The sequence below is a fragment of the Amycolatopsis sp. NBC_01307 genome (assembly GCF_035975215.1).
Lineage (GTDB): Bacteria > Actinomycetota > Actinomycetes > Mycobacteriales > Pseudonocardiaceae > Amycolatopsis.
Window position 1 is genome coordinate 10,797,357 of the sequence record NZ_CP108403.1, and the last position, 24,799, is coordinate 10,822,155.

23 protein-coding genes are annotated in these 24,799 nt (G+C 71.2%); 11 read left to right on the plus strand and 12 right to left on the minus strand.

Annotated features, from left to right (window positions below; translation table 11 throughout):
* Position 1 precedes the first annotated feature (1 nt).
* From iolD to OG439_RS48825, 8 genes are read right to left on the minus strand one after another with little or no spacing between them, the layout of a single operon-like run.
* Complete coding sequence (gene iolD / locus OG439_RS48790) at positions 2 to 1,837, minus strand: 3D-(3,5/4)-trihydroxycyclohexane-1,2-dione acylhydrolase (decyclizing) (protein WP_326947102.1); 1,836 nt, start codon at positions 1,835 to 1,837, stop codon at positions 2 to 4.
* On the minus strand, positions 1,834 to 2,724 hold the full coding sequence (iolB, locus tag OG439_RS48795) for a 5-deoxy-glucuronate isomerase (protein ID WP_326947103.1): 891 nt from the start codon (positions 2,722 to 2,724) through the stop codon (positions 1,834 to 1,836). The genes iolD and iolB overlap by 4 nt, the downstream gene beginning before the upstream one ends.
* A complete protein-coding gene (locus OG439_RS48800) occupies positions 2,721 to 3,617 on the minus strand; it encodes a Cgl0159 family (beta/alpha)8-fold protein (protein ID WP_326947104.1) in 897 nt (298 codons plus the stop codon). The genes iolB and OG439_RS48800 overlap by 4 nt, the downstream gene beginning before the upstream one ends.
* Positions 3,614 to 4,543, minus strand: coding sequence for a 5-dehydro-2-deoxygluconokinase (gene iolC / locus OG439_RS48805; protein ID WP_326947105.1), 930 nt, complete (start codon positions 4,541 to 4,543; stop codon positions 3,614 to 3,616). Before iolC ends, OG439_RS48800 begins: the two co-directional genes overlap by 4 nt.
* Positions 4,540 to 5,322 carry an ATP-binding cassette domain-containing protein gene (locus OG439_RS48810; protein ID WP_326947106.1) on the minus strand — a complete coding sequence of 261 codons (783 nt, stop codon included), beginning with the start codon at positions 5,320 to 5,322 and terminating at the stop codon, positions 4,540 to 4,542. Before OG439_RS48810 ends, iolC begins: the two co-directional genes overlap by 4 nt.
* The gene (locus OG439_RS48815; RefSeq protein WP_326947107.1) at positions 5,319 to 6,362 is read right to left on the minus strand and encodes an ABC transporter permease; all 1,044 of its coding nucleotides are present in this window, start codon (positions 6,360 to 6,362) and stop codon (positions 5,319 to 5,321) included. Before OG439_RS48815 ends, OG439_RS48810 begins: the two co-directional genes overlap by 4 nt.
* Before the next feature lie 10 nt (positions 6,363 to 6,372).
* The gene (locus tag OG439_RS48820; protein ID WP_247062288.1) at positions 6,373 to 7,377 is read right to left on the minus strand and encodes a sugar ABC transporter substrate-binding protein; all 1,005 of its coding nucleotides are present in this window, start codon (positions 7,375 to 7,377) and stop codon (positions 6,373 to 6,375) included.
* A 20-nt stretch (positions 7,378 to 7,397) separates the two neighbouring features.
* The gene (locus OG439_RS48825; protein ID WP_326947108.1) at positions 7,398 to 8,276 is read right to left on the minus strand and encodes a TIM barrel protein; all 879 of its coding nucleotides are present in this window, start codon (positions 8,274 to 8,276) and stop codon (positions 7,398 to 7,400) included.
* Positions 8,277 to 8,400: 124 nt separating this feature from the next.
* Between OG439_RS48825 and OG439_RS48830 the strand changes: the two genes are divergently transcribed.
* Genes OG439_RS48830 through OG439_RS48840 form a run of 3 tightly spaced genes read left to right on the plus strand, consistent with a single transcriptional unit; the run spans position 8,401 to position 11,933 of the window.
* On the plus strand, positions 8,401 to 9,399 hold the full coding sequence (locus OG439_RS48830) for a LacI family DNA-binding transcriptional regulator (RefSeq protein WP_247062290.1): 999 nt from the start codon (positions 8,401 to 8,403) through the stop codon (positions 9,397 to 9,399).
* Positions 9,400 to 9,407: 8 nt separating this feature from the next.
* Positions 9,408 to 10,895, plus strand: coding sequence for a CoA-acylating methylmalonate-semialdehyde dehydrogenase (locus OG439_RS48835; RefSeq protein ID WP_326947109.1), 1,488 nt, complete (start codon positions 9,408 to 9,410; stop codon positions 10,893 to 10,895).
* 36 nt (positions 10,896 to 10,931) lie between these two features.
* Entirely contained in the window at positions 10,932 to 11,933 is a 1,002-nt protein-coding gene (locus OG439_RS48840; RefSeq protein WP_326947110.1) for a Gfo/Idh/MocA family protein, read from the plus strand.
* A 136-nt stretch (positions 11,934 to 12,069) separates the two neighbouring features.
* Here the strand turns inward: OG439_RS48840 and OG439_RS48845 are convergent, their stop codons facing one another.
* Positions 12,070 to 12,651: a TetR/AcrR family transcriptional regulator gene (locus tag OG439_RS48845; protein ID WP_326947111.1), complete on the minus strand. Its 582-nt coding sequence runs from the start codon at positions 12,649 to 12,651 to the stop codon at positions 12,070 to 12,072.
* 62 nt (positions 12,652 to 12,713) lie between these two features.
* On the opposite strand from OG439_RS48845, the gene OG439_RS48850 reads away from it, so the two are divergent.
* Both OG439_RS48850 and OG439_RS48855 read left to right on the plus strand, forming a co-directional pair.
* Positions 12,714 to 13,211 carry an SRPBCC family protein gene (locus OG439_RS48850; protein ID WP_326947112.1) on the plus strand — a complete coding sequence of 166 codons (498 nt, stop codon included), beginning with the start codon at positions 12,714 to 12,716 and terminating at the stop codon, positions 13,209 to 13,211.
* Positions 13,208 to 13,678, plus strand: a complete 471-nt coding sequence (locus tag OG439_RS48855; RefSeq protein ID WP_326947113.1) for a GNAT family N-acetyltransferase — start codon at positions 13,208 to 13,210, stop codon at positions 13,676 to 13,678. The genes OG439_RS48850 and OG439_RS48855 overlap by 4 nt, the downstream gene beginning before the upstream one ends.
* Here OG439_RS48855 and OG439_RS48860 read toward each other — a convergent pair.
* On the minus strand, positions 13,664 to 13,966 hold the full coding sequence (locus OG439_RS48860) for a hypothetical protein (protein ID WP_326947114.1): 303 nt from the start codon (positions 13,964 to 13,966) through the stop codon (positions 13,664 to 13,666). The genes OG439_RS48855 and OG439_RS48860 overlap by 15 nt on opposite strands.
* Before the next feature lie 42 nt (positions 13,967 to 14,008).
* On the minus strand, positions 14,009 to 15,850 hold the full coding sequence (gene asnB / locus OG439_RS48865) for an asparagine synthase (glutamine-hydrolyzing) (RefSeq protein WP_326947115.1): 1,842 nt from the start codon (positions 15,848 to 15,850) through the stop codon (positions 14,009 to 14,011).
* 404 nt (positions 15,851 to 16,254) lie between these two features.
* Here asnB and kdpF point away from each other — a divergent pair, with 404 nt between their 5' ends.
* The 6 genes from kdpF to OG439_RS48895 are packed head-to-tail and all read left to right on the plus strand — an operon-like array spanning position 16,255 to position 23,906.
* Complete coding sequence (kdpF, locus tag OG439_RS48870; protein ID WP_326947116.1) at positions 16,255 to 16,356, plus strand: K(+)-transporting ATPase subunit F; 102 nt, start codon at positions 16,255 to 16,257, stop codon at positions 16,354 to 16,356.
* On the plus strand, positions 16,356 to 18,017 hold the full coding sequence (gene kdpA, locus OG439_RS48875; RefSeq protein WP_326947117.1) for a potassium-transporting ATPase subunit KdpA: 1,662 nt from the start codon (positions 16,356 to 16,358) through the stop codon (positions 18,015 to 18,017). Before kdpF ends, kdpA begins: the two co-directional genes overlap by 1 nt.
* Positions 18,014 to 20,062, plus strand: a complete 2,049-nt coding sequence (gene kdpB, locus OG439_RS48880) for a potassium-transporting ATPase subunit KdpB (RefSeq protein ID WP_326947118.1) — start codon at positions 18,014 to 18,016, stop codon at positions 20,060 to 20,062. The genes kdpA and kdpB overlap by 4 nt, the downstream gene beginning before the upstream one ends.
* 4 nt (positions 20,063 to 20,066) lie before the next feature.
* Positions 20,067 to 20,678: a potassium-transporting ATPase subunit C gene (locus OG439_RS48885; RefSeq protein WP_326947119.1), complete on the plus strand. Its 612-nt coding sequence runs from the start codon at positions 20,067 to 20,069 to the stop codon at positions 20,676 to 20,678.
* Positions 20,679 to 20,682: 4 nt separating this feature from the next.
* Entirely contained in the window at positions 20,683 to 23,214 is a 2,532-nt protein-coding gene (locus tag OG439_RS48890) for a sensor histidine kinase (protein ID WP_326947120.1), read from the plus strand.
* Positions 23,211 to 23,906: a response regulator gene (locus OG439_RS48895; protein ID WP_247062303.1), complete on the plus strand. Its 696-nt coding sequence runs from the start codon at positions 23,211 to 23,213 to the stop codon at positions 23,904 to 23,906. The genes OG439_RS48890 and OG439_RS48895 overlap by 4 nt, the downstream gene beginning before the upstream one ends.
* A 144-nt stretch (positions 23,907 to 24,050) precedes the next feature.
* On the opposite strand, the gene OG439_RS48900 is transcribed toward OG439_RS48895, so the two are convergent.
* Positions 24,051 to 24,668: a hypothetical protein gene (locus OG439_RS48900; RefSeq protein ID WP_326947121.1), complete on the minus strand. Its 618-nt coding sequence runs from the start codon at positions 24,666 to 24,668 to the stop codon at positions 24,051 to 24,053.
* Positions 24,669 to 24,799: the final 131 nt, after the last annotated feature.

The following is a 24,799-nucleotide window of genomic DNA, read 5'->3' on the forward strand; positions in this document are numbered from 1 at the left end:
CTCAGGACCGCAGGTAGCGCACCTGCGTGCCCTTGGACCGCTCGAACTCGTCCCGTCCGGCGAGGTGCTCGGGCACGCCGACCTCCCACCAGGCCCCGGCTTCGGTCCACGTCGACGGCTGGGTCTTGACGACCACGACCGCCGGGCGCTTCTCGGCCACCGCGGCCTCGCGGGCCTGGGCGTACGCCGAGCGGACGTCGTCCACTGTGGACGCCGTGAACACCGAGCAGCCCAACGACTCCGCGTGGCGCGCGAAGTCGACGCGCGGGGGTGAGGCGTGTGAAGTCGTGCAGTCGGCGTAGAAGTTGTTGAACGGCTTCCCGCCCTGACCCTGCTGGAGCCGCGCGATCACCGCGTAACCGTCGTTGTCGCACACCACGGCGACGAACGGGTGCCCGGCGAACGCGGCCGAGAACAGCTCCGAGTTCAGCATCAGGTACGAGCCGTCGCCCAGCAACGTCGTGACCAGGCCGTCGTGGGCGATCGCCGCGCCCCAGGCGCCGGACAGCTCGTAGCCCATGCACGAGAAGCCGTACTCGACGTCCATCGACACCGAGCCGGACCCGCGCCAGCCGCCGATCAGCTCGCCCGGCATCCCGCCCGACGCCGTCATGACGTAGTCGTCCGCCGCGGACAGGTCGTTCACCACCCCGACGACCTGGGCGTACGACGGGACCTCCGACGCCGCCGACCGCAGCGAGTCGATGTGCGCGTCCCACTTCGCGCGCTCGGTCGCCGCTCGCGACGTCCACGACGGGTCGACCCGCCAGCTCTCCAGCTGCGCGCCGAGGTCGGCCAGGCCCGCGTCCGCGTCGCCGACCACCGACAGCGCGCCGTGCTTGACCGCGTCGAACCTCGCCGCGTTCAGCGTGACCAGCCGGACGTCGGGGGAGAAGACCGTCCAGGACGCCGTCGTGAAGTCCTGCAGCCGGGTGCCGACGGCCAGGACGACGTCCGCCTCGGCCGCGACGACGTTCGCCGACGTCGAGCCGGTGATCCCGAGCGGTCCCGCGTTGAGGGCGTGCGTGTGCGGCACCAGCGTGCGGCCCGCGGTGGTCTCGGTGACGGGAATGCCGTGCCGCTCGGCGAAGTCCAGCGCGCGCCGCCCGGCGCCGGAGTACCGGACGCCGCCGCCGAGCACCAGCAGCGGCCGCTTGGACGCGCGCAGCACCCCCGCGGCCTCGGTGACGGCCCGGCGGTCCGGGCGCGGGCGCAGCGGCCGGTGGGTGACCGGCTCGAACAGCGCCTCCGGGAAGTCGTACATCTCCGCCTGGACGTCCTGCGGCAGCGCCAGGACGACCGGGCCGGCGTCGGCCGGATCCGTGAGCACCCGCGCGACCTGCGGCAACGCCGAGAGCAGCTGCTCGGGCCGGGTGATGCGGTCGAAGTAGCGGCTGACCGCGCGGAAGGCGTCGTTGACCGTCGCCGTGCCGTCGCCGAAGGGCTCGATCTGCTGCAGCACCGGGTCCGGCGCGCGGCTGGTGAACGTGTCGCCCGGCAGCAGCAGGACCGGCAGCCGGTTCGCGTGCGCGACCCCGGCGGCGGTGACCATGTTCAGCGCGCCCGGCCCGATCGACGACGTCACGACGCCGACCTGCCGCCGGTGCGTCGCCTTCGCGTAGCCGACCGCGGCGAGCGCCATGCCCTGCTCGGTGTGCCCTCGCCAGACCGGGATCTCGCCGCGGTGCTCCTCCAGCGCGGTGCCGAGCCCGAGGACGTTGCCGTGCCCGAAGATCGCGAACACCCCCGGGAACAGCGGCACCTCACGGCCGTCGAGGGTTTCCGAACGCTGCGCGAGGATCCACTTGACCAGCGCCTGAGCCGTCGTCAGCTTCACCGGACCCGCCCTTCGTGGTCGGTCACCGGACAGCGCGGGTCGAGGTCCTCGGGCTTCCACGTGTCACGGATCCAGCTGTGCGCCGGATCGTCGCAGAACGCCATCGAGCGCTCGTCCGCCGGCCCGGCGAGGACGTTCAGGTAGTACATCGGGTAGCCGGGTGCCGCGACGCACGGGCCGTGGTAACCGCGCGGGATCAGGAAGACGTCGCCGTCGCGGACCGCGACGTCTTCGTCCAGCTCACCGTCCGCGGTGTACGTCCGGTGCAGGCCGAAGCCCTCGCGTGACGGTGTCACGCCGTCCCGGCCCGCGACCCGGAAGTAGTAGATCTCTTCGTTGACGACCTCGCACTCGGACGCCTCGTCGTGCTTGTGCGGCGGGTACGACGACCAGTTGCCGCCCGGCGTGATCAGCTCGCACGCGTTGAGCTTGTCCGCGTGGTCCCACACCCCGGGCACGCCGAAGTTGGTCACCTGCCGCGTCGCCTGGCCGCTGCCGCGGACCTCGACCGGGACGTCTTCAGCGGGGCCGTAGCGAGGGGAGAGCCGGCGGGTGCAGCGGGCCATCGGCAGGGCCACCACCGCGCCCGTGGCCGACGTCAGCTCGACCTCGGCGTCGCGGGGGACGTAGGCGAAGTCCGTGACGCGGCTGAACACCGAGTCACGGCCTTCCAGCTCGAACTCCTCGTCGTCGACGCGGACCGTGAGCGAGCCGGACAGCGGCAGCACGAACGCCTCGAACTCGCCGGTCTCGATCGTGCGGGGAAGCCGACGGCCGATCTTGAGCACCTGCAACCCGGTGTACGCCCAGCCCGCCGCTTCCGGCGTCAGCACGATCGGGTCGGAGTCCTCGGACAGTGTCCCGTGTGGACGGTGCAACGCGCTCACTTCGCGGCCTCCAGAACCTTCGCGGCGGCATCGACGGCCGAGCCGACGTCGCCGCCGGGCGGGTAGAGCAGGGTACGGCCGACGACCAGGCCGCGGACGACGTCGTGGCGCAGCGTCCGGCCCCACGACGCCAGGTCGCCGGCCGGATCGCCCGACGGCACGCCGCCGAGGATGACGACCGGGAGCGTCGTCGCGCCGAGGACCTCGGGCGAGTCGGTGGACGGCAGCTTCAGCCAGGTGTGCGCCGACGTCGTCCCGATGCCGGACGCGACCGTCACCGCTCGGGCCAGCGACGCGGGATCCTTCTGCAGCATCAGTTTCCCGCCTTCACGGGTGTAGGGCAGCGGCTCGACCATCGCCATCAGCCCGTACGCGGCCAGCTCGGTGACGGCGGTCGCGCACGCCTGCAGCGTCGGGATCGTGCCCGGGTCGGAGTCGACCAGCCGCAGCAGCATCTTGCCGCCGTCGAGGCCGCAGTCGATCAGGCTCGCGGCGTCGTAACCGGTGAACCGGTCGTCGATCTCCCAGTCCGCGCCGGCCAGGCCGCCGCGGTTCATCGAGCCGATCACGACCTTGTCGTGCAGCGCGCCGAGCAGCAGCAGCTCCTCGACGACGTCCGGGGTGCCGAGCAGCCCGTCGACCGCCGGGTTCGCCAGCGCGACGAGCAGCCGGTCCAGCAGCGTCCGCCGGTCGGCCATGGCGAGGGGGTCCTCGCCGACGCCGAGCGCGCCACGGGCCGGGTGGTCGGCCGCGACCAGGAACAGCGTCCCGGAGTCGGACAGCAGCTTCGAACGCCGTTTGCGCGTCGCGTACGCCTGGCGGACCGCGCCCGGGTTCGTGGCCCGGGTGTGCAGCAACTCGCGCCAGCGGTCGTCCGTCAGCAAGGTCGTCACAGCAGCTCCTCGATCTCGGCGGCGGTCGGCATCGCGTCGGCGCACGCCAGCCGGGACGCGACCAGCGCGCCCGCCGCGTTCGCGTACTCGGCGATCCGCACCGGGTCCCAGCCGGACAGCAGCCCGTGGATCAGGGCGCCGCCGAAGCCGTCACCCGCGCCGAGGCCGCAGACGACGTCGATGCGCTGCGGCGGGACGGTCCAGCGGCCGTCCGGGGTGGCCACCAGCACGCCGTCCGCGCCCTTCTTGATCACCGCGAGCCGCAGCCCGCGTTCCAGCATCCGGTCCGCCGCTTCGTCCGGGTCCGCGGTGCCGACGGCGACCTCCACCTCGGTCCGGTTGCCGACCGCGACCGTGACGTGGTCCAGCATCGAGCCGATTTCCTCGCGGGCCTGCTCCACCGACGTCCAGAACATCGGCCGGTAGTCCAGGTCCAGCACGGTGTGCTCGCGGCGGCCCCGGGTTTCGAGGATCTTCCGCTGGGTCGCTCGCGCCGGTTCGACCGAGACGCCCGTGCCGGTCACCCACAGCAGCGGCACCGACTCCACGACGTCCCACGGCACGTCCGCCTCGGTGAGCGTGAGGTCGGGCGCGACGGGGGAGCGGTAGAACAGCAGCGGCGGGTCCGCGGGCGGGTTCAGCTCGCAGAACACCACCGGCGTCAGCAGGTCCGGCGAAGTGCCCACATAGGACGGTGAGACGCCGAAGCCGCTCAGGGCCTGCCGGACGTAGTCGCCGAAGCCGTCCGGGCCGACCTTGGTCAGCACCGCGGCCGACCGGCCCAGCCGCGCGGCGGCGACCGCGACGTTGGTCGCGGTCCCGCCGAGCGACTTGGCGAAGGTGCTGACGCCGGCCAGGGGGACGCCGCTCTGCTCGGGGTAGAGGTCGACGCCCACCCGGCCGATCGTCAACGCTTCGAGACTCACGCCTTCTCCACCTGCCGCAGTTCGTGTTCGAGCGCTTCCAGTTCCGCACCGCCCGCCATCTGCCGGGTCAGCTCGTTGATGTCGATGTCCTTCTTCTCGTACGAACCGAGCGGCGCACCCCGCTTGAGCAGCAGGAACCGGTCCGCGACCGGGAACGCGTGGTGCGGGTTGTGCGTGATCAGCACGACGCCGAGCCCGCGGTCGCGCGCCTGGGCGACATACTTGAGCACCACGCCGGCCTGCTTGACACCCAGGGCCGCCGTCGGCTCGTCGAGGATCAGCACCTTCGCGCCGAAGTAGACCGCTCGCGCGATCGCGACGCACTGGCGCTCACCGCCGGAGAGCGTGCCGACCGGCTGCTCGACGTCCCGCAGGTCGATGCCCATGTCGGACAGCGCCTGCTTGGTCGTCTCGCGGCCCTTCTTGCGGTCCAGTGCCTTGAACGGGCCGAACCCGACCGTCGGCTCCGAGCCGAGGAAGAAGTTCCGCCAGACGCTCATCAGCGGCACCACCGCGAGGTCCTGGTACACGGTCGCGATGCCGTGGTCCAGCGCCTCGCGCGGCGAAGCGAACTTCACCGGCGTGTCCTCGACCAGGAACTCGCCGCGGTCGTGCTGGTGCACCCCGGCCAGGATCTTGATCAGCGTGGACTTCCCGGCGCCGTTGTCGCCGAGCACACAGGTGACCTCGCCCGCGTTGACCACAGTGGACACATCGCGCAAGGCGATGACGCTGCCGTAGGTCTTGCCGATGTCGCGTACCTCGAGAAGAGGACTCATCGCCGCACCCTTTCCGCGCGCCGCCGGAAGGCGTTGTTGACCAGGACCGCGGCCAGCAGCATGATCCCGAGGAACAGCATGAACCAGTCGCTGTTCCACTGGGCGAACACGATGCCCTGGCGGGCCATGCCGAAGATCAGCGCGCCGATCGCCGCGCCCACGGCCGAGCCGAAGCCGCCGGTGAGCAGGCAGCCGCCGATCACCGCGGCGATGATGAACTGGAACTCCAGCCCGATGCCCTGGTTGGCCTGCACGCTGGCGAAGCGCAGGATGTTGATCGAGCCGACCAGCCACGCGCCGGCGGCGGTGCCCATGAACAGCAGGATCTTCGTGCGCACCACCGGCACGCCGACCGAGCGGGCCGACACCTGCGACCCGCCGACCGCGAAGATCCAGTTGCCGAACCGGGTCCGCAGCAGCAGCCACGCGGCGATCGCCGTCACCACGATCCACCACACGATCGACGACTGGAACTCCGTGCCGCCGATGTCGAACGTCGACGCGAACAACCCGCCGGCCGACTCGTACCCGCTGGCCGAGCGCATCCCCGACACCTGGACGGTGTCGGTGACCAGCCGCGTCACGCCGAGGTTCAGCCCCTGCAGGGCCAGGAACGACCCCAGCGTGACGATGAAGCTGGGCAGGCCGGTCTTCATGACCAGCCACCCGTTGAACGCGCCGACGCCGAGCGCGAACACCAGCGAGACCAGCAGCGCGAGCCAGACGTTCCAGCCCGCCTGCGTCGCCAGGATCGCGGTGACCAGCGACGTCGACGCCGTCATCACGCCCGCCGACAGGTCGAACTCGCCGCCGACCATGAGCAGCGCGACCACCACGGCCATGATGCCCAGCGTCGACGAGTCGTCGAGCCAGGTCGCCACGCCGAGCGGGCTGAGGAACTGGCCGGTGACGACCGAGAAGAAGACGAACACCAGGACGGCGCCCAGCAGCGCCCCGATCTCCGGCCGGACGACCAGCCGGTCGGTCAAGCTCTTCTTGGCTATTCGTTCGTCCGGTTCTGCCTGGATCGCTGCGGTCATTTCACTCCCCTTAGCGGGTGCCGCGCTGCGCGTACGGGGCCACGGTGTCGATGTTGGTCTTGTCGACGAAGCCCGGACCGGTCTGCACCGGGTGGCCACCACCGATGGTGTTGCCGTTCTCCTTGTAGAGCTTGAGGAACACGATGGGCAGGTAGCCCTGCTCGTACTGCTGCTGGTCGACGGCGAAGAGGATGGTGCCCGCCTTGATGGCGGCCACGACGTCGGCGTTCAGGTCGAACGTCGCCACCTGCGCCTTCGAGCTCGCTTCCTTCGCCGCGTCCACGGCGCGGGCCGCGACCTGCGAGTTCAGCGCCAGGACCGCGTCGATCGACGGGTCGGCCTGCAGCGCGCCGCGGATCCGCGCCTGCGCGTCGGTCGGGTTGGAGATGTCGACCTGCAGCGTCGAGACGGTGCCGAAGGTCTGCTTCGCGCCGTCACAGCGCTGGTTCTGGCCGATGTTGCCGGCCTCGTGGATCACGCAGAGCAGCTTCGTCTTGCCGGCCGCCTTGAGCCGCTGCCCGGCGCCCTGGCCGGCGAGGCCTTCGCTCTGCCCGACGTGCGCGATCGCGCCGAACGCGGCGCTCTGGTCCTCGCCCGAGTTGATCGTGACGACCGGGATGCCGGCCTTGACGGCGTTCTGGATCGACGTCTGCAGCGCCTGCGGGTTCGCCATCGACACGACCAGGCCGCCGACCTTCTGCGCGACGGCGTTGTCGATCAGCTTGGCCTGGTTGCCGGGGTCGCCGTCGGAGTAGTAGTCGACGCCGACGTTGAGGTCCTTGCCGGCCTGCTCGGCGCCGTTCTTGACGACGTTCCAGAACGCGTCACCGGCGCTGCCGTGGGTGACCACGGCGACCTTGAGCGGGCCGCTCGAACTCGGCGGCGCCGCGGCGGACGAATTGGCGCCGGAGCTGCTGGTCGAGTTGTCGGCGCTGGGGCCGCTGCAGGCGGCGAGCACCAGGCCGGTGGCGGCGACGGCCGCCACCACGGCGAAGCTTCTCTTGAACGAAAACACAGTCACTCCTTTGGGACCAGTTAGAGGGCTTGCACGATCTTCGCGAGTTCCGTGAGGCTGCGCTCGGTGTCGCGGCGAGGCACGTCGTCGGGGCTCGCCTCGCCGAGGGCGGTGTCCTGTTCGAGGACGTACCAGCCGTCGTAACCCGCCGCCTGGACGGAGCGCACCATCGACGCCACGTCCACGTCCCCCTCGCCGAGCGGGACGTAGAGGCCCCGCCCGACCGCTTCGGTGTAGCCGAGCCGCCCCGCGCGCACCTCGGCGGCCAGGTCCCCCTTGACGTCCTTCAGATGCACGTGCGCCACCCGCTCGGGAAACCGCTTCGCCAGCTCGACCGGATCGGTCCCGCCGATCATCAGGTGTCCGGTGTCGAGGCACAACCCCAGATCGGAGTCGCGCAGGAACCGCTCGACCTCGGCCTGCTGCTCCACGTGCGTCCCGATGTGCGGGTGCAGCACGGTGCGCAGGCCGTGACCACCGGCGATGTCCCGGATCTTGCCCGCGGTCTCGACGAGTGTCGCCCATTCGGTGTCGGTGAGCCGCGGACGTTCGTCGTAGCCGTCGAGCCCGGTCGCGGCGGCGAGCACGAGGACGTCGCCCCCGCACGCGGCGAACAGCGCGGCGGACTCCTCGGCCTCGGCGAGCGCCTTTTCCCGGTCGGCGTGCAGCACGACGGCGAGGAACCCGCCCACGAGCGTCAGGTCGTGCTCCCCGAGCAGCGCGCGCAGCTCGGCCGGGTCGCGGGGGAGGTACCCGGGCGGGCCCAGCTCCGTCGCCTGGACGCCGAGTTCCGCCATCTCGCGCAGCACGGTCGGCGCGTCCAGCACGCGGCCCCAGCCCGGGACTTCGCAGACGCCCCAGGAGATCGGGGCGGCGGCGACGCGGATCGTCGCTGACACAGAGGGCCTCCGTTGGTCCGTTGGAGCGCTCTATTGATTAGAGCGCTCTAATCTTGTAGCGTCCGTCACAGCAAAGTCAAGGGCTTGTTTCCGGCCCGTAACCCACAGGCGGGGAGGTGCGGCGATGGTGCGTCCGACCATGGAGGACGTGGCCGCGCGAGCGGGGGTTTCCCGCGCACTGGTCTCCCTGGTGATGAGGAATTCACCGAAGGTCTCCGACGCGCGGCGCACCGCCGTCCTGCGCGCGGCCGAGGAACTCGGGTACCAGCCGCACATCATGGCGCGGTCGCTGGCCAGCCGGACCTCGACGGTGCTCGGCGTGATGGTGAACGACCTGCGCAACGCGTTCTTCGCCGACATCGTCGAAGAGCTGGACAGCGCCGCGCAGGCGGCGGGCTTCGACCTCATCCTCAACACGGGCGGCCGCAGTCCCACGCGCGAGTGGAACGCCCTGCACAACCTGCTTTCCTTCCGGCCGGCGGGCATCGTCCTGCTGTCGCCGGTCGTGCCGGCCTCGGCGATCCAGGTCGCGGCCAAGCAGTGCCCGGTCGTGCTGGTCTCGCGCACCGCCCGCGCATCCACAGTGGACACGGTGAACGACGACGGCGAGGCGGGCTCCGCGCTGGCCGTCGGCCACCTGGTCGGCCTGGGGCACCGGCGCATCGCCCACCTCGACGGCGGTGGCGCGGCCGGGGCGGCGCAGCGGCGGCGCGGGTTCGAGGCCGCCATGCGGGGGCACGGGCTCGAGCCGATCGTCGTGCGCAGCGAACACACCGACATCGGCGGCGAGAACGCCGTGCGGGAGCTGCTCGCCGCGTACGCGCGCCCGGAACTGCCGACGGGGCTGGTCGCCGGCAACGACTTCAACGCCGTGGGGGCGATTTCGGCCCTCGAGGAAGCCGGGCTGCGCGTGCCGGAGGACGTGTCGGTCGTCGGCTACGACAACACGTCGCTCGCCGCGTTGCGCCACCTCTCCCTGACCACGGTGGACCAGCCGCGCAAGGACATGGCGCGGCTGGCCTTCGAAGCCCTGCTCGAACGCGTGCGCGGGGAGCGCACCGAGCCGGTCCGGCACCTGCTGCACCCGTCCCTGGTGGTCCGGTCGACCACCGCACACGCATAGGAGACTCCGTGTCCGAACTCGTCCAGCACTGGATCGACGGCGCCCGCACGGCCGGGGTGTCGTCCCGCCGCGGCGACGTCTACCAGCCCGCGACCGGGGAGGTGGCCCGGCAGGTCGTCCTGGCGGGACAGTCCGATGTGGACACGGCGGTGGCATCGGCGGTCAAGGCGTCGCTCGACTGGTCGGACAGCTCGCTGTCCGCCCGCACCCGCATCCTGTTCAAGTTCCGCGAGCTGGTCGACGCGCACCGCGACGAGCTGGCCGCGCTGATCACCGCCGAGCACGGCAAGGTTCTGTCGGACGCCGCGGGCGAGGTGCAGCGCGGCCTGGAGGTCGTCGAGTTCGCCTGCGGCATCGCCCAGGTGCTCAAGGGCGAGCACTCCGACCAGGTCTCCCGCGGCATCGACGCGTACTCGCTGCGCCAGCCGCTCGGCGTCGTCGCCGGCATCACGCCGTTCAACTTCCCGGTGATGGTGCCGATGTGGATGTTCCCGATCGCCATCGCCTGCGGCAACACGTTCGTGCTCAAGCCGTCCGACCGCGACCCGTCGGCGTCGGTCCGCCTCGCCGAGCTGTTCGCCGAGGCGGGATTGCCGCCGGGCGTGCTCAACGTCGTCCAGGGCGACGCCGAGGCCGTCGACGCGCTGCTCGTGCACCCCGACATCGCCGGGGTGTCGTTCGTCGGCTCGACGCCGATCGCGCGGCACGTCTACGAGACCGGGACGGCCGCGGGCAAGCGAGTCCAGGCGCTCGGCGGCGCGAAGAACCACATGATCGTGCTGCCGGACGCGGATCTCGACGGCGCGGCCGACGCCGCTGTGTCCGCGGGCTACGGCAGCGCGGGGGAGCGGTGCATGGCGATCTCGGTCGTGGTGGCGGTCGGCGACCGCGGTGACGACCTGGTCGCCGCGATCGCGTCCCGGACCCGTGAGCTGAAGACCGGACCGGGTACCGACGAGACCTCGCAGATGGGCCCGGTCGTCACCGGCGCCGCGCGCGACCGGATCGTGTCCTATGTGGATGCGGGGGAGACGGCGGGCGCGTCCCTGGTCGTCGACGGCCGGACCTTCGCGGGGCCCGGCGCCGGGTTCTGGGTCGGGCCGACGCTGTTCGACCACGTCACCACCGACATGTCGGTCTACACCGACGAGATCTTCGGCCCGGTGCTGGTGGTCGTGCGCGCGGGCACCTTCGAGGAGGCGCTCGCGCTGGTGAACGCCAACCCGTACGGCAACGGCACGGCGATCTTCACCACCGACGGCCTGGCCGCGCGCGAGTTCGAGCGGCGGGTGCAGGTGGGCATGGTCGGCATCAACGTCCCGATCCCGGTCCCGATGGCCTACTACTCCTTCGGTGGCTGGAAGGACTCGCTGTTCGGCGACACGCACGTCCACGGCGCCGAGGGCGTCCGGTTCTACACGCGGGCGAAGGCCGTGACGTCGCGCTGGCCGCGTCAAGCGCAGGGCGTCGACCTGGGCTTTCCGACGCACCGCTGAGTTTTCCGACTTTCGCACACAGGAGGGTTCACGACGATGAGGCTGGGACTGGCGGGCACCGGGCGGATCGGCACCGCGCACGCGGAGACGCTCAAGGGGTTCGACGAGGTCGAGTCGGTCCTGGTGGCCGACGTCGACACCGCGCGCGCCCAGGCCGCGGGGGCGAAGCTGGGAGTGGAGGTCGCGGCGAGCATCGAGGGGCTGTTCGCCGCGGGCCTCGACGGGCTGGTCGTCACCGCGGCCACCGACGCCCACCCGGGGCTGATCATCGCGGCCGTCGACGCGGGCCTGCCGGTGTTCTGCGAGAAGCCGGTCGCGGCCGACATCCCGGGCACCCTGGCGGTGATCGACCGGATCGGCGCGTCCGACGTCCCGGTCCAGATCGGCTTCCAGCGCCGGTTCGACGCGGGCTACGCGGCGGCCCGGGCGGCGGTCGCGTCGGGTGAGCTGGGCTGGCTGCACACGTTGCGCGCGACGACGTTCGACCCGGCGCCCCCGCCGGCGGAGTACGTGGCGCACTCGGGCGGGCTGTTCCGCGACTGCGGCGTCCACGACTTCGACATCATCCGCTGGGTGAGCGGCCGCGAGATCGAGGAGGTCTACGCGATCGGCGCCAACCGCGGCGAGCGGTTCTTCGCCGACGCGGGCGACGTCGACACGGCGGCGGCCACCCTGACCCTGGACGATGGGTCCCTGGCGACGGTGTCCCTGACCCGCTACAACGGCGCGGGCTACGACGTCCGCCTGGAGGCGCTCGGTTCGGTCTCCGGCGTGGTCGTCGGCCTGGACGACCGGGCGCCGCTGCGCTCGGTCGAGCCGGGGGTCCCGCCGCTGCCGGGCCCGGCGTACCCGGGCTTCATGGAACGCTTCCGCCCCGCGTACACAACCGAACTGCGCGCGTTCCTCGACGTCGTCGCCGGCCGTGCGCCATCGCCGTGCGTCGCGGCCGACGCGCTCGAAGCGTTCTACATCGCCGAAGCGTGCGAAGTCTCGCGCCGCGAGCGCCGCCCGGTGAAGCTGACGGAGGTCCGCCGCTGACGTTGTGATGGAGGAGCCGACACGCGTGATTGCAAAGCCGACACGCGTGATTGGGGGGACGACACGCCGCGAGCTGGTCGTGTCGTCGCTTCAATCACGCGAGTTGACCTCTCAATCACGCGTGCCGGCCTTCTGATCACGGGCGGAGGAGCTTGCGGACTGTGCGTTCCACCAGGTCGGCGGCCTTCGGCGGGGGAGTGCGGCCGGTCGAGAGGTAGCGATGGACGATCGCGCGCGGGATCTCGACCAAGGCCAGCACGACGTCCTCGTCGGTGCAGCCGGTGAGCGGGGGCAGCGAGAGCGTCGCCTGTTTCAGGGCCGTGCGGAGTTCCTCCTCCGCGGCGGTCAGGGCCGTGGCGGCTTCGGGGGACCAGTCGGCGGGGCCGAAGGCCTGCTTGCCCGCGTCGAGGACCCGGGCGCCGTCGGGATGCTTGCGGCACCAGCGGACGACGCTCGTCGCGGCCTCGACCGCCGCGTCCACGGAGGCCGCGTCGCCGAGGGTCTCGACGAACAGGTCCTGGAAGTCGCGCAGGGTGCGGAGCCAGAGCGCGGCCAGCAGCGCCGGGCGGTCCGGGAAGCGGTGGTAGATCGAGCCGTTAGGCGCGCCCGCGGCCTTGGCCGTCGCGGCCATCGTGACCGCGCGGGCGCCGCCCTCGGCGAACAACGTCGTCGCGGCGTCGAGGAACTGCGCTGTGGTGTGCGTCGCCGGCCGGCCCATGGTTCTGGAGACTATCCTCTGATACGTTCTGGAGGACAGTCTCCAGAACGGAGGGTTGTGCCATGATCCGCAACGTCCACACCCGGAGGTTCCCGCGGCCGGTGCCGCCGGAGCTGCTGGCCACGCTCGGCACCGAGGACGACCGCCTCTGGCCGGTCGCCGACTGGCCGCCCACCCGCCTCGACGGCCCGCTCGTCCCGGGCACGACCGCCGGGCACGGCCCGGTCCGGTACGTCCTCGAAGAGGTCGCGCCCGATCGCCTGCGGTTCCGCTTCACGGCGCCGACGGGCCTGCACGGCTACCACGAGTTCACGATTTCGGGTGACGCGCTGACGCACGTCCTGGAAGGAACTCTGCACGGCTGGACCCGCCTGAGCTGGCCACTGGTGTTCCGCCCGCTGCACGACGCGCTCCTGGAGCAACTGCTGGACTGCGCCGAACTGGCCGTGACCGGCCGGGTGTCCCGGCCGGTGAAGTGGTCGCGCTATGTCCGGTTCCTGCGCGCACTGGCCCGAAACCGGTCGCGGTCGCCACGACCGTCCGCCACACTCCGGGCGTGATCCTGACCCCACTGGACGAGCCCGCACTGGCGCGGCTGCTGGAGGCCGCCGTCGCCGGCGCGGACCCGCTGGAGGTGATGCCCCCGGTCGACGGCCCATCCGGCTGGACGCCCGAGCGCCGCGCGGCGTTCCTGGAGTTCCACCGGGCCAGGTCGCTGCGCCCGGAGACGGCGGTGGAGCGCACCTGGGTGGTCGACGTCGCGAGGGCGGCGGTCGGCGCGGCCCGCCTGGAACGTCACGGCGACGCGGTGGAGGCGGGCATCTGGCTGAGCCGCGACGTCCGCGGCCGGGGGATCGGCAAGCAGGTGACGGCGTCGCTGCTGGACTTGGCGAAGGACAGCGACGCGACGAGGTTCGTCGCCTCGACCACCGCGGGCAACCGCGGAGCCCGGACCCTGCTGAGCGGAATCGGCGCGAGCTTGGCCACGGAAGGCGACGATGTGACGGCGGAACTACCGCTGGCCTGACTTCAGCCGCGGCAGGATCTCCGTGCGGACGTACTCCAGGGCGTCCCGCTCCGGGAGGATGTGCGGCCCCTGCACCCACCGCACCCCGTGCCGGGCCGCCGCGGCCGTGAGGCGCTCCCGCAGCGGGCCCACCACCCCGGCGCCCAGCACCAGCGCGTCCACGACGCCCAGGCGGGACAGCGCCGCTTCCTCCGAAGCGACGCCGTCCGCGGCGAAACCCGCCGCGGACAGCGCCGCCGTCACCCTCGAGACCGTGGCCGGGTTGCGGCCGAAGAGCAGCACGTTCATGCCGCCCAGCGTCCAACCTCAAGGGCGCTTGAGGTCAAGACCTCAGTCGAGCTGCAGCTCCGGGGAGTACATCTCGATCCAGTGGTACAGGTCGAGCAGCCGGTCCAGGCCGATGCGGGCGCCCGGGTCCATGGTGGCCGAGTCCACTTCGGACACCCGGTGCGCCCAGGCCTTGTCGACCAGGCCGAACACCGCGTGGTTCGGCTCGGCGAGGACCTCCTTGACCTGCTGCTGCAGCGCCGCCGCGTAGCCCGGGTCCTGCGTCGAGGGGTACGGGCTCTTCACCCGCTGGGCCACCGACTCCGGGAGGACGTGCTTGGTCGCGTGCCGCAGGAGGCTCTTCTCGCGGCCGTCGAACGTCTTGAGCGACCACGGCGTGTTGTAGACGTACTCGACCAGCCGGTGGTCGCAGAACGGCACGCGGACCTCCAGGCCCACCGCCATCGACGCGCGGTCCTTGCGGTCGAGCAGCATCCGCACGAACCGCGTCAGGTGCAGGTTGCAGATCGTCCGCATCCGCGCTTCCTGCGCGGACTCGCCGTCGAGGTGGTCCACCGACGAGACCGCCGTCGCGTACTGGTCCGCGATGTAGGTCTCGAGGTTGAGCTTGCGCACCAGCTCGGGCGTGTAGAGCGACGCCCGGTCCTCCATCATCGAGTTCCGGAACGCCAGCCACGGGAACGTGTCGGCGTTGACGGCCTTCTCGTCGTGGAACCAGCGGTAGCCGCCGAACACCTCGTCGGCCGACTCGCCCGACAGGGCCACCGTCGACTCGCCGCGGATGGCCTTGAACAGGAGGTACAGCGACGTGTCCATGTCACCGAGGCCGGCCGGGATGTCGCGGGCCTTCAGCACCGCGCGCCGCACCGCGGGGTCGCTCAGCTCCGCCGGGTTCAGCATCACGTTCTGGTGCGCGGACCCGACGAGGTCGGCGACGTCGCGGATGTAGGGCGAGTCCGCGGTGTCGCGCATCTCGTCCGGCTTGAAGTTCTCCTCCTGGCCGAAGAAGTCGACGGAGAACGTCCGCAGCTGCTCGCCCTGCTCGGCGAGGTGGGGCGCGGCGAGGCCGGTGACGGCGCTGGAGTCCAGGCCGCCGGACAGCAGCACGCAACGCGGGACGTCGGCGACGAGCTGGCGGTGCACGATGTCGGTCATCAGCTCGCGGACGCGTTCGACCGTGGTCTCCTGGTCGTCCGTGTGCTGCTTGGCGTCGAGCTTCCAGTACGTGCGGGTGCGGATGCCCTCGCGCGACACGGTGACGATCGTGCCGGGCTGGACCTCCTCCATGTCCTTCCACAGCGACCAGCCGGGGCGCTTGGTGAACGCCATCAGCTCGCGCAGGCCGTCGGTGTCGACCACCTTGCGGGCGAGCGGGTTCGCGAGGATCGCCTTCGGTTCGGAGCCGAACAGCACGCCGTCGGCCGTCGGGTAGTAGTAGAACGGCTTGATGCCCATCCGGTCGCGGATCATCACGAGCCGGTCGTCGCGCTCGTCCCAGATCGCGAAGGCGTACATGCCGTTGAGGTGGTCGACGACGGCGTCGCCCCACTGCAGATAGCCGTGCAGCACCACTTCGGTGTCGCTGTCGGTCTCCCACTTGTGGCCGAGCTTCGTGAGCTCGTCCTTCAGCTCGGTGAAGTTGTAGGCCTCACCGCTGTAGACCATCGCGACGTCGCCGTTCGGCGTGTGCACGGACATCGGCTGCCGGCCGCCGGGCAGGTCGATGATGGCGAGGCGCCGGTGGCCGAGCGCGACGTGCGTGCGCACCCAGGTACCGACGCCGTCCGGACCACGGCAGGCCATGGTCTCCGTCATGGCGTCCACGACGTCCTGCCGGCGCGTGAGGTCGGCGTCGTAGGAAACCCAGCCGGCGATACCGCACATACGGACCCCTCCAAGCTTTTACTTAGCTAGTACAACTATCGGTAACACAGGTGTAACACGGGGAGAACATCTTGTCTGCCCGAATTGCACGTTCCGCGCTCATTCGATCACGCAGTGTGCCGTGAGTCACTCACCAACCACGGCCGCGCCGAGGTGAAGGCAAACGCTTGCGTGACCGGCGCCACCCGCCATAAAGACGGCGTAAATGCGCATCAGGACGGCGTTAACGCGCCGTCAGCCACCCTCCGCGGCGGGCCGGAACGGCCGCACAGTTGGCCTCGTCCCTGGTCACCGAAAGCGGTGACCTGTCCTGAGAGGTGCCTAGTGGCCGACTTGCTGTACGCCGTTCTCCTGATCGGCATTTTCGTGGTTATCGCGCTGGCGCTGCGTGGCTTGGAGAAGCTGTGAGCGGCGCGGGCACCATGGCCAACGTCGTCGGCGGACTGCTGGCGCTGGGCCTTCTCGTCTACCTGTTCGTCGCCTTGATCAGGCCGGAGAAATTCTGATGTCCGACACCGCGGCCGGGCTGGTCCAGCTCGGTCTCCTCCTCGTCGCGCTCGCCGTGGTTTACAAACCACTCGGCGACTACATGGCGCGCGTCTTCTCCACCGAGAAGCACCTGAAGCTCGAGAAGGGCCTCTATAAGCTCTTCCGCGTCAACCCGGACTCCGAGCAGCGGTGGCCGACCTACGCCGCCGGCGTGCTCGGCTTCTCGTTCGTCTCGGTCGTCCTGCTCTACCTGCTGCAACGGCTGCAGCCGATCCTGCCGTGGAGCCTGGGCCGCGGCTCGGTGAGCCCCGGCGTCGCGTTCAACACGGCGATCTCCTTCGTCACCAACACGAACTGGCAGTCCTACGTCCCCGAGACGACGATGGGCCACTTCGTGCAGATGGCCGGGCTGACCGTGCAGAACTTCCTCTCCGCGGGGGTCGGGCTGGCCGTCGCCATCGCACTGACCCGCGGGTTCATCCGCTCGCGGACCGACCGGCTCGGCAACTTCTGGGTGGACCTCACGCGCGGCACCGTCCGCGTCCTGCTGCCGATGGCCTTCGTGTTCGCGCTCGTGCTGATCGCCCTCGGCGTGGTGCAGAGCCTCAAGGCGGGTGTCGCCGTCACGAACCCCGACGGCAGCCAGAGCACCATCGCGCTGGCCCCGGCGGCGAGCCAGGAGGCGATCAAGGAGCTCGGCACCAACGGCGGCGGCATCCTCAACGCCAACTCGGCGCACCCGTTCGAGAACCCCAACGTCTGGACGAACCTGATCGAGCTGTTCCTGATCCTGGTGATCCCGGTCAGCCTGACCCGCACGTTCGGCAAGCTCGTCCGCAAGCCCAAGCAGGGGTACGTCCTGCTCGGCGTGATGAGCCTGCTCTGGGCCGCGTCGCTGGCGATCATCTGGTTCTCCGAGGCCAAGGCGAGCAACCCGGCCGCGCTGGCCGCCGGGGCGAGCATGGAGGGCAAGGAACAGCGGTTCGGCATCTCGAGCACGTCGATCTTCGCCGACACCACCACCGGCACGTCCACGGGCGCGGTCAACGGCGCCCACGACAGCCTGTCCGGGCTCGGCGGCGGCGGTCCGTTGCTCAACATGCTCTACGGCGAGATCTCGCCGGGCGGCGTCGGCACCGGCCTCTACGGCATCCTCGTGATGGCGATCATCGCGATGTTCCTGGCCGGCCTGATGGTCGGGCGGACGCCGGAGTACCTGGGCAAGAAGCTCGGCAAGCGCGAGGTCACCTGCGCGGCGATCTCGATGCTGGCCATGCCGCTGGTCGTGCTCCTGGGCAGCGGGATCGCCCTGATGCTGCCGGGCACGGCGGGCGCGCTCGGCAACAGCGGCGCGCACGGGCTGTCCGAAATCCTCTACGGCTACGCCTCGACCGGCAACAACAACGGCAGTGCGTTCGGCGGCCTGACCGCGACGAGCGACTGGTTCCAGTCGTCGTTCGGCGTCGCCATGGCGCTCGGCCGGTTCATCCCGATCGTCGCCGTGCTCTGCCTGGCCGGTTCCCTGGCCGCGCAGCGGAAGGTCCCCGAAACGGCGGGGACGCTGCCCACCACCGGGCCGCTGTTCGCCACCATGCTCACCGGCACGGTGGTGCTCGTCGCGGCCCTCACGTTCATCCCGGCGCTCGCGCTCGGGCCCATCGCGGAGGCACTCGCATGACCGTCACCGAAGAACGACCTCAGGTGACCCACGAAGAGCACACCGGTCGCGTCGGCGCCGGGGTCTTCAGCCCCCGCCAGCTCTGGACGTCGCTGCCGGATGCCTTCAAGAAGCTCAACCCGAAGCACCAGCTCGCCAACCCGGTGATGTTCGTGGTGTGGGTCGGCTCGGCGCTGACCACCGTCTTCGCCGTCACCGACCCGAGCGTCTTCACCATCCTCATCGCGATCTGGCTGTGGTTCACGGTCATCTTCGCCAACCTCGCCGAGGCCGTCGCCGAAGGACGCGGCAAGGCGCAGGCGGAAAGCCTGCGGCGGTCGAAGAAGGAGACCGTCGCCCGGCGCCTCACCGCGAACGGCGACGAGGAGCAGGTGCCCGGCGCCGAACTGCGCGTCGGCGACCTCGTGGTCGTCGAGGCCGGCCAGGTGATCCCGGGTGACGGCGACGTCGTCGAGGGCATCGCGACCGTCGACGAGTCGGCCATCACCGGCGAGTCCGCGCCGGTCATCCGCGAGTCCGGCGGCGACCGCAGCGCCGTCACCGGCGGGACGACCGTGCTGAGCGACCGGGTCGTCGTGAAGATCACGACCAAGCCGGGCGAGTCCTTTGTGGACCGCATGATCGCGTTGGTGGAAGGCGCTTCGCGGCAGAAGACGCCGAACGAGATCGCGCTGACCATCCTGCTGGCCACGCTGACCATCATCTTCCTGCTCGCCGTCGTGGCGCTGCAGCCGATGGCCGGCTTCTCCGGGTCCGAGCAGTCGGTGATCGTGCTGACGGCGTTGCTGGTCTGCCTCATCCCGACGACGATCGGCGCCCTGCTGAGCGCCATCGGCATCGCCGGGATGGACCGGCTCGTGCAGCGCAACGTCCTCGCGACGTCCGGCCGCGCGGTCGAGGCCGCGGGCGACGTCTCGACGCTGCTGCTCGACAAGACCGGCACCATCACCTTCGGCAACCGCCGGGCCACCGAGCTGATCCCGGTGGGATCGTCCACTCCGGACGACCTCGCCCGCGCGGCCCGGCTGGCGAGCCTCGCCGACGAAACGCCCGAAGGACGCAGCGTCGTCGAGCTGACCGCGGCCCACGCGGGTGACGACGTGCACGGCGAGTTCGTGCCCTTCACCGCGCAGACCCGGATGAGCGGGCTCGACGTCGGTGACCGGCGGATCCGCAAGGGTGCGGCGAGTGCCGTGCGCGCGTGGGTGCGTGACAACGGCGGGCAGTTCCCCGACGAGACCGAGCGTGTGGTCGACGAGATCAGCGCCCAGGGCGGCACGCCGCTGGTGGTCGCCGAAGACACCGTGGTGCACGGCGTGATCCGGCTGTCCGACGTCGTCAAGCCGGGCATGAAGGAGCGCTTCAAGGAACTGCGGGCGATGGGCATCAAGACGGTGATGATCACCGGCGACAACCCGCTCACCGCCAAGGCCATCGCGGCGGACGCCGGTGTCGACGACTACCTCGCCGAGGCCAAGCCCGAAGACAAGATGGCGCTCATCAAGAAGGAGCAGGAAGGCGGCCGGCTGGTCGCGATGACCGGCGACGGCACCAACGACGCGCCCGCGCTCGCGCAGTCCGACGTCGGCGTCGCGATGAACACCGGCACGTCGGCCGCGAAGGAGGCCGGCAACATGGTCGACCTCGACAGCGACCCGACGAAGCTGATCGAGATCGTCGAGATCGGCAAGCAGCTGCTGATCACCCGCGGCGCGCTGACGACGTTCAGCGTGGCGAACGACCTCGCGAAGTACTTCGCGATCCTGCCGGCGATGTTCACCGGCATCTTCGCCCAGCTCGGCGCGTTGAACATCATGCACCTGGCCACGCCGAAGTCGGCGATCCTCTCCGCCGTCATCTTCAACGCGCTGATCATCGTCGTGCTCATCCCGCTGGCCCTGCGCGGCGTGCGGTACAAGCCGTCGTCGGCCTCGGCCCTGCTGCGCCGCAACCTGCTCGTCTACGGCCTCGGCGGCATCGTCAGCCCCTTCCTCGGGATCTGGCTGATCGACCTGCTCGTGCGCCTCATCCCTGGAATCGGGTGAACTCGTGAACACTCTCGTCAAGCAGACCTGGGCCGGCCTGCGCGTGCTGATCGTGATGACGGTCCTGCTCGGGGTGATCTACCCCCTGGCCGTGTGGGCGATCGCCCGCATCCCGGGGCTGGAGGGCAACGCCGAAGGCTCGGTCGTCACGCAGAACGGCCAGGCCGTCGGGTCGTCGCTCATCGGCGTCGACCCGGTGCCCGCCGACCCGGCGAAGGACCCGTGGTTCCACAACCGGCCCTCGGCGCTCTCGAAGGACGCGCTCGGCCCCGGTGACCCGTCGACGTCCGGCGCGTCCAACAAGGGTCCGTACAACGAGGACCTCGTGAAGACCATCGGCGAGCGCAAGGACGCCATCGCGAAGCGGGAAGGCGTGTCACCCGATCAGGTACCGCCGGACGCGGTGACGGCGTCGGGTTCCGGGCTCGACCCGGCGATCAGCGTGGCCTACGCCGACCTCCAGATCGCCCGGGTCGCCCGGGTGACGGGGTTGCCGGCCGACCGCGTGAAGCAGCTCGTCGAAGCGAACACGTCGGGTGCCGGGATCGGTGTCCCCGGGGTGAATGTGCTCCGGCTCAACTTGGCCGTGCAAGGTGCGGCCGGAGGGGCACACTGACAGCGTGACCAGTACGAAGAAGCCGCGCCGGGGGGAGCTGAGGATCTACCTCGGCGCGGCTCCGGGCGTCGGCAAGACCTTCGCCATGCTCGGCGAAGCGCGGCGCCGGCTCGACCGCGGCACCGACGTCGTCGCCGGGCTGGTGGAGACGCACGGCCGCGAGAAGACCGCGGTGCTGCTCGAAGACCTCGAGATCGTGCCGCGCCGGCACGCCGAGCACCGCGGCCGCGCCTTCGAGGAGATGGACGTCGACGCCATCCTCGCCCGCGCGCCCGAGGTCGCCGTCGTCGACGAGCTGGCGCACACCAACGTGCCGGGCTCGCGCAACGCCAAGCGCTGGCAGGACGTCGAGGAACTGCTGGAGGCCGGCATCGACGTGCTGTCCACGGTCAACGTGCAGCACCTGCAGAGCCTCAACGACGTCGTCGAGCGCATCACCGGCGTCACGCAGCAGGAGACCGTGCCCGACGAGGTCGTCCGCCGCGCCGAGCAGCTCGAGCTGGTCGACATCACGCCCGAGGCGCTGCGGCGGCGGCTCGCGCACGGCAACGTCTACCCGGCCGAGCGGATCGACGCCGCGCTCGGCAACTACTTCCGCCCCGGCAATCTCACAGCGTTGCGCGAGCTGGCCCTGCTGTGGGTGGCCGACCAGGTCGACGTCGCATTGCAGCGCTACCGCGCCGAGCAGCAGATCACCGACACCTGGGAGACACGCGAACGCGTCGTCGTCTCCATCACCGGCGGGCCGGAGAGCGAGACGCTGATGCGCCGCGCCAGCCGGATCGCCACCCGCGCCGGCGCCGAGCTGCAGGTCCTCCACATCCTGCGCGGCGACGGCCTGTCCGGGCTCGGCCCCACCGCGATCGCCCGCTGCCGCACCCTGGCCGAGGAGGTCGGCGCGACGTTCCACACCGTCGTCGGCGACGACGTCCCGACCGCGCTGCTGGACTTCGCCCGCGGCGTCAACGCGACGCAGCTGGTGATCGGCACGTCACGCCGTTCGCGGGTGGCGCGGCTGTTCGACGAGGGCATCGGCGCGACGGTGGTCCGCCAGTCCGGTCCGATCGACGTCCACATGGTCACCCACGCCGAAGCCGGCGGCCGGCTGCGCGCCCGGCTCGGCGCGAGCCCGCTGGGGTTCTCGCGGCTGGTCGCGGGCTGGGTGCTGAGCGTCGTGCTGCCGGTGCTGGTGACGGTCATCGGCCTGTTCGTGCGCACCGGGTTCGACTTCGCCACCGACGTCATCTCCTACGTGCTGGCCACGGTCGTCGTCGCGCTGGTCGGCGGCCTCGGCCCGGCGCTGGTCGCGGCCGTGCTCGGCGCCGGGCTGCTCAACTTCTTCTTCACGCCACCGCTGTACACGCTCACCGTGCACACCCCGCAGAATCTCGTGACGCTGATCGCGATGGTCGTGGTCGCGGTGCTCGTCGCACTGGTCGTCGACGCGGCCGCGCGCCGGGCGACGCAGGCGGCGCGGGCCCGGACCGAGGCGGCGCTGCTCGCCTCCTACGCCCGGACCGTGCTGACCCACGCGAACCCCATCGAGCGGCTGCTGGAGAAGGTCCGCGAGAACTTCGCCCTGACTTCGGTGACACTGCTGGAAAAGCGCGAAGGCGAGTGGCGGGGCGTGGCGACAGCGGGGGAGCACCCGTGCGCCGACCCGGACGAGGCCGACGTCGACATCGCCGTCACCGCCGACGTCCACCTCACGTTGCGCGGGCGCGCGCTGCCCGCGGCCGACCGGCGAGTGCTGGAAGCCGTGGCCGGGCAAGCGCTGCTTTCGCTGCGGCAGCAGCGCAGTGCCGACGCCGCGGCGAAGGCCGAGCGCAAGGCCGAGGCCACCGAGCTGCGCACGACGTTGCTGTCGGCCGTCGGGCACGATCTGCGGACGCCGTTGACGTCGATCAAGGCGTCCATCGGCAGCCTGCGCGCACCCGACCTGCAACTGTCCGAAGAGGACACGGCGGAGCTGATGGAGGCCATCGAACTGTCCGCCGACCGGCTGGCCGGGCTGATCGACAACCTGCTGGATTCGTCGCGGCTGGCCACCGGCGCGGTGGTGCCGCTCCTGCGTCCGGTCGGCTACGACGAGGTCGTCGCGCACGCGTTGTCCAATGTGGACGCCTCGGACGCGGTGGTCGTCGCGGTCGACGACCAGCTGCCGTCGGTGCTCGCCGACCCGGGCCTGCTGGAACGGGTGGTGGCGAACGTGCTGGACAACGCGTTGCGGCACGGCGGGGGCCGGGTGTCGGCCCGGGCCAGCGCCCACTCCGGCCACGTCGAGCTGCGGATCGTCGACCACGGCAAGGGCCTGCGGAAGGGGACGGCGGACTCGGCGTTCGCGCCGTTCCAGCGGCTCGGCGGCGACCGGGACGCGACGCCGGGGGTCGGGCTCGGGCTGTCGGTGGCGAAGGGGTTCACCGAGGCGATGGGCGGCACGATCCGCGCCGAGGACACCCCGGGCGGCGGGCTCACGGTCGTCGTCTCGCTGCCCGCCGAGAGCGTCACGTACAAAGTCGAAGAGGGGGTGCGATGACCGACATCGGGGCCACCGTGCTGGTGGTGGACGACGAGCCGCAGATCGTGCGGGCACTGCGGATCAACCTCACCGCGCGCGGCTACAAGGTGATCACCGCCCACGACGGCACGGCCGCGCTCAAGGCCGTCGCCGAGACGAAGCCGGACGTCGTCGTGCTCGACCTGGGCCTGCCCGACCTCGACGGCACCGAGGTGATCGCCGGCCTGCGCGGCTGGACGACGGTCCCGATCATCGTCCTGTCCGCCCGCGGCGACTCGGCCGACAAGGTCCAGGCGCTCGACGCGGGCGCCGACGACTACGTCACCAAGCCGTTCGGCATGGACGAGCTGCTGGCGCGGTTGCGCGCGGCGGTCCGCCGCTCGGCGGTGGCGGGCGCCGACGACGTGGACGCGGTGGTGGACACGGCGTCGTTCAGCATCGACTTGGCGGCCAAGAAGGTCCGCCGCGACGGCCACGAAGTCCACCTGACCAAGACGGAGTGGGGCGTGCTGGAGCTGCTGGTCCGCAACCGCGGCCGGCTGGTCGCGCAGAAGCAGCTGCTGCACGAGGTGTGGGGCCCGTCGTACGAGACGGAGTCCCACTACCTGCGGGTCTACCTGGCCCAACTGCGGCGCAAGCTGGAGCCGGAACCGTCGCGGCCCCGCCACCTGCTGACGGAGCCGGGCATGGGCTACCGCTTCGAGGCCTGACGCGCAGGTCGTGAGTGGCAATGAGGGTTCTAACCCTCATTGCCGCTCACGACCCCCGGCCGGTGCAGCTAGGTGAGCTGTGCGTGCGGAGGCCGGAAACGCCGAAGGCCACCGCCGTGGCGGTGGCCTTCGGGGACTTCGCGCTTACTTGGTCGTCGGTGACGTGCCGGTCGTGCTCACCGACGGGGCGCCCGACGAGCTGCCGCCACCGCCGGCCGGCGTGGTCGTGTCGGTCGGCGGGTCCGTCCGCGGCGACGTCGTGGTCGGCGGCGGCGTCGTCGGAGTGGTCGTCACCGGCGGCGGGGTCTTCGTCGTCGTCTTGGTCACCGGTGGCGGTGTGCTGCCCGGGCCGCCCGGCGGGGGTGTGTACGGGGGCGGCGGGGCCTGGGTGACGACCGTGGTGGTCGTCTTGCCGTCCGGGCTGACCGAGACCACCGTGGTCGGCGCGCTCGACGACTGCGTCTCCGTCGGCGGCGGCGGGCCGCCGAGGGTGGACGGGCCGCCCGGGGTCGGGGTGCCCGACACCGTCTGGACGCCGGCGGGCGAGGTGCCCTGGCCGCCCGGGGCGCCGGTGCCGCCCGCGGTGGTCGCGGGGGCCGGTCCGGCGAGCTCGGCGACGGCCGCGAACGCCGTCGCGACGACCAGCCCGGCCACCCCGAGCACGACGTACCCGGCGCGGTTCGGTTTGCTGCTCTTCGGCGGTGCCGTGGTGTCGATCCTGGTGATGCGTGAGCTCGAATCCGACCCGTCGGGGCGGGGCATAGAGGCTCCTAGAAGATCGGGGTGACTCCAAAACCTGCGGCTCGAGGTCGTCGAACGATCACTGCTTGCCCGAGCGGGGGAACCCGGGAGGGCGACCTCGGCGGGGAGATTATCACCGTCAGTGCCGCATT

Excerpts from the sequence above, each read along its gene's own strand:
- kdpB (WP_326947118.1), top strand. The coding sequence starts at position 18,014 with ATGACCGTCACCGAAGAACGACCTCAGGTGACCCACGAAGAGCACACC.
- OG439_RS48900 (WP_326947121.1), bottom strand. The coding sequence starts at position 24,668 with ATGCCCCGCCCCGACGGGTCGGATTCGAGCTCACGCATCACCAGGATC.
- kdpA (WP_326947117.1), top strand. The coding sequence starts at position 16,356 with ATGTCCGACACCGCGGCCGGGCTGGTCCAGCTCGGTCTCCTCCTCGTC.
- OG439_RS48830 (WP_247062290.1), top strand. The coding sequence starts at position 8,401 with ATGGTGCGTCCGACCATGGAGGACGTGGCCGCGCGAGCGGGGGTTTCC.
- OG439_RS48815 (WP_326947107.1), bottom strand. The coding sequence starts at position 6,362 with ATGACCGCAGCGATCCAGGCAGAACCGGACGAACGAATAGCCAAGAAG.
- OG439_RS48845 (WP_326947111.1), bottom strand. The coding sequence starts at position 12,651 with ATGGGCCGGCCGGCGACGCACACCACAGCGCAGTTCCTCGACGCCGCG.
- OG439_RS48840 (WP_326947110.1), top strand. The coding sequence starts at position 10,932 with ATGAGGCTGGGACTGGCGGGCACCGGGCGGATCGGCACCGCGCACGCG.
- OG439_RS48895 (WP_247062303.1), top strand. The coding sequence starts at position 23,211 with ATGACCGACATCGGGGCCACCGTGCTGGTGGTGGACGACGAGCCGCAG.
- OG439_RS48850 (WP_326947112.1), top strand. The coding sequence starts at position 12,714 with ATGATCCGCAACGTCCACACCCGGAGGTTCCCGCGGCCGGTGCCGCCG.
- OG439_RS48810 (WP_326947106.1), bottom strand. The coding sequence starts at position 5,322 with ATGAGTCCTCTTCTCGAGGTACGCGACATCGGCAAGACCTACGGCAGC.
- asnB (WP_326947115.1), bottom strand. The coding sequence starts at position 15,850 with ATGTGCGGTATCGCCGGCTGGGTTTCCTACGACGCCGACCTCACGCGC.
- OG439_RS48860 (WP_326947114.1), bottom strand. The coding sequence starts at position 13,966 with ATGAACGTGCTGCTCTTCGGCCGCAACCCGGCCACGGTCTCGAGGGTG.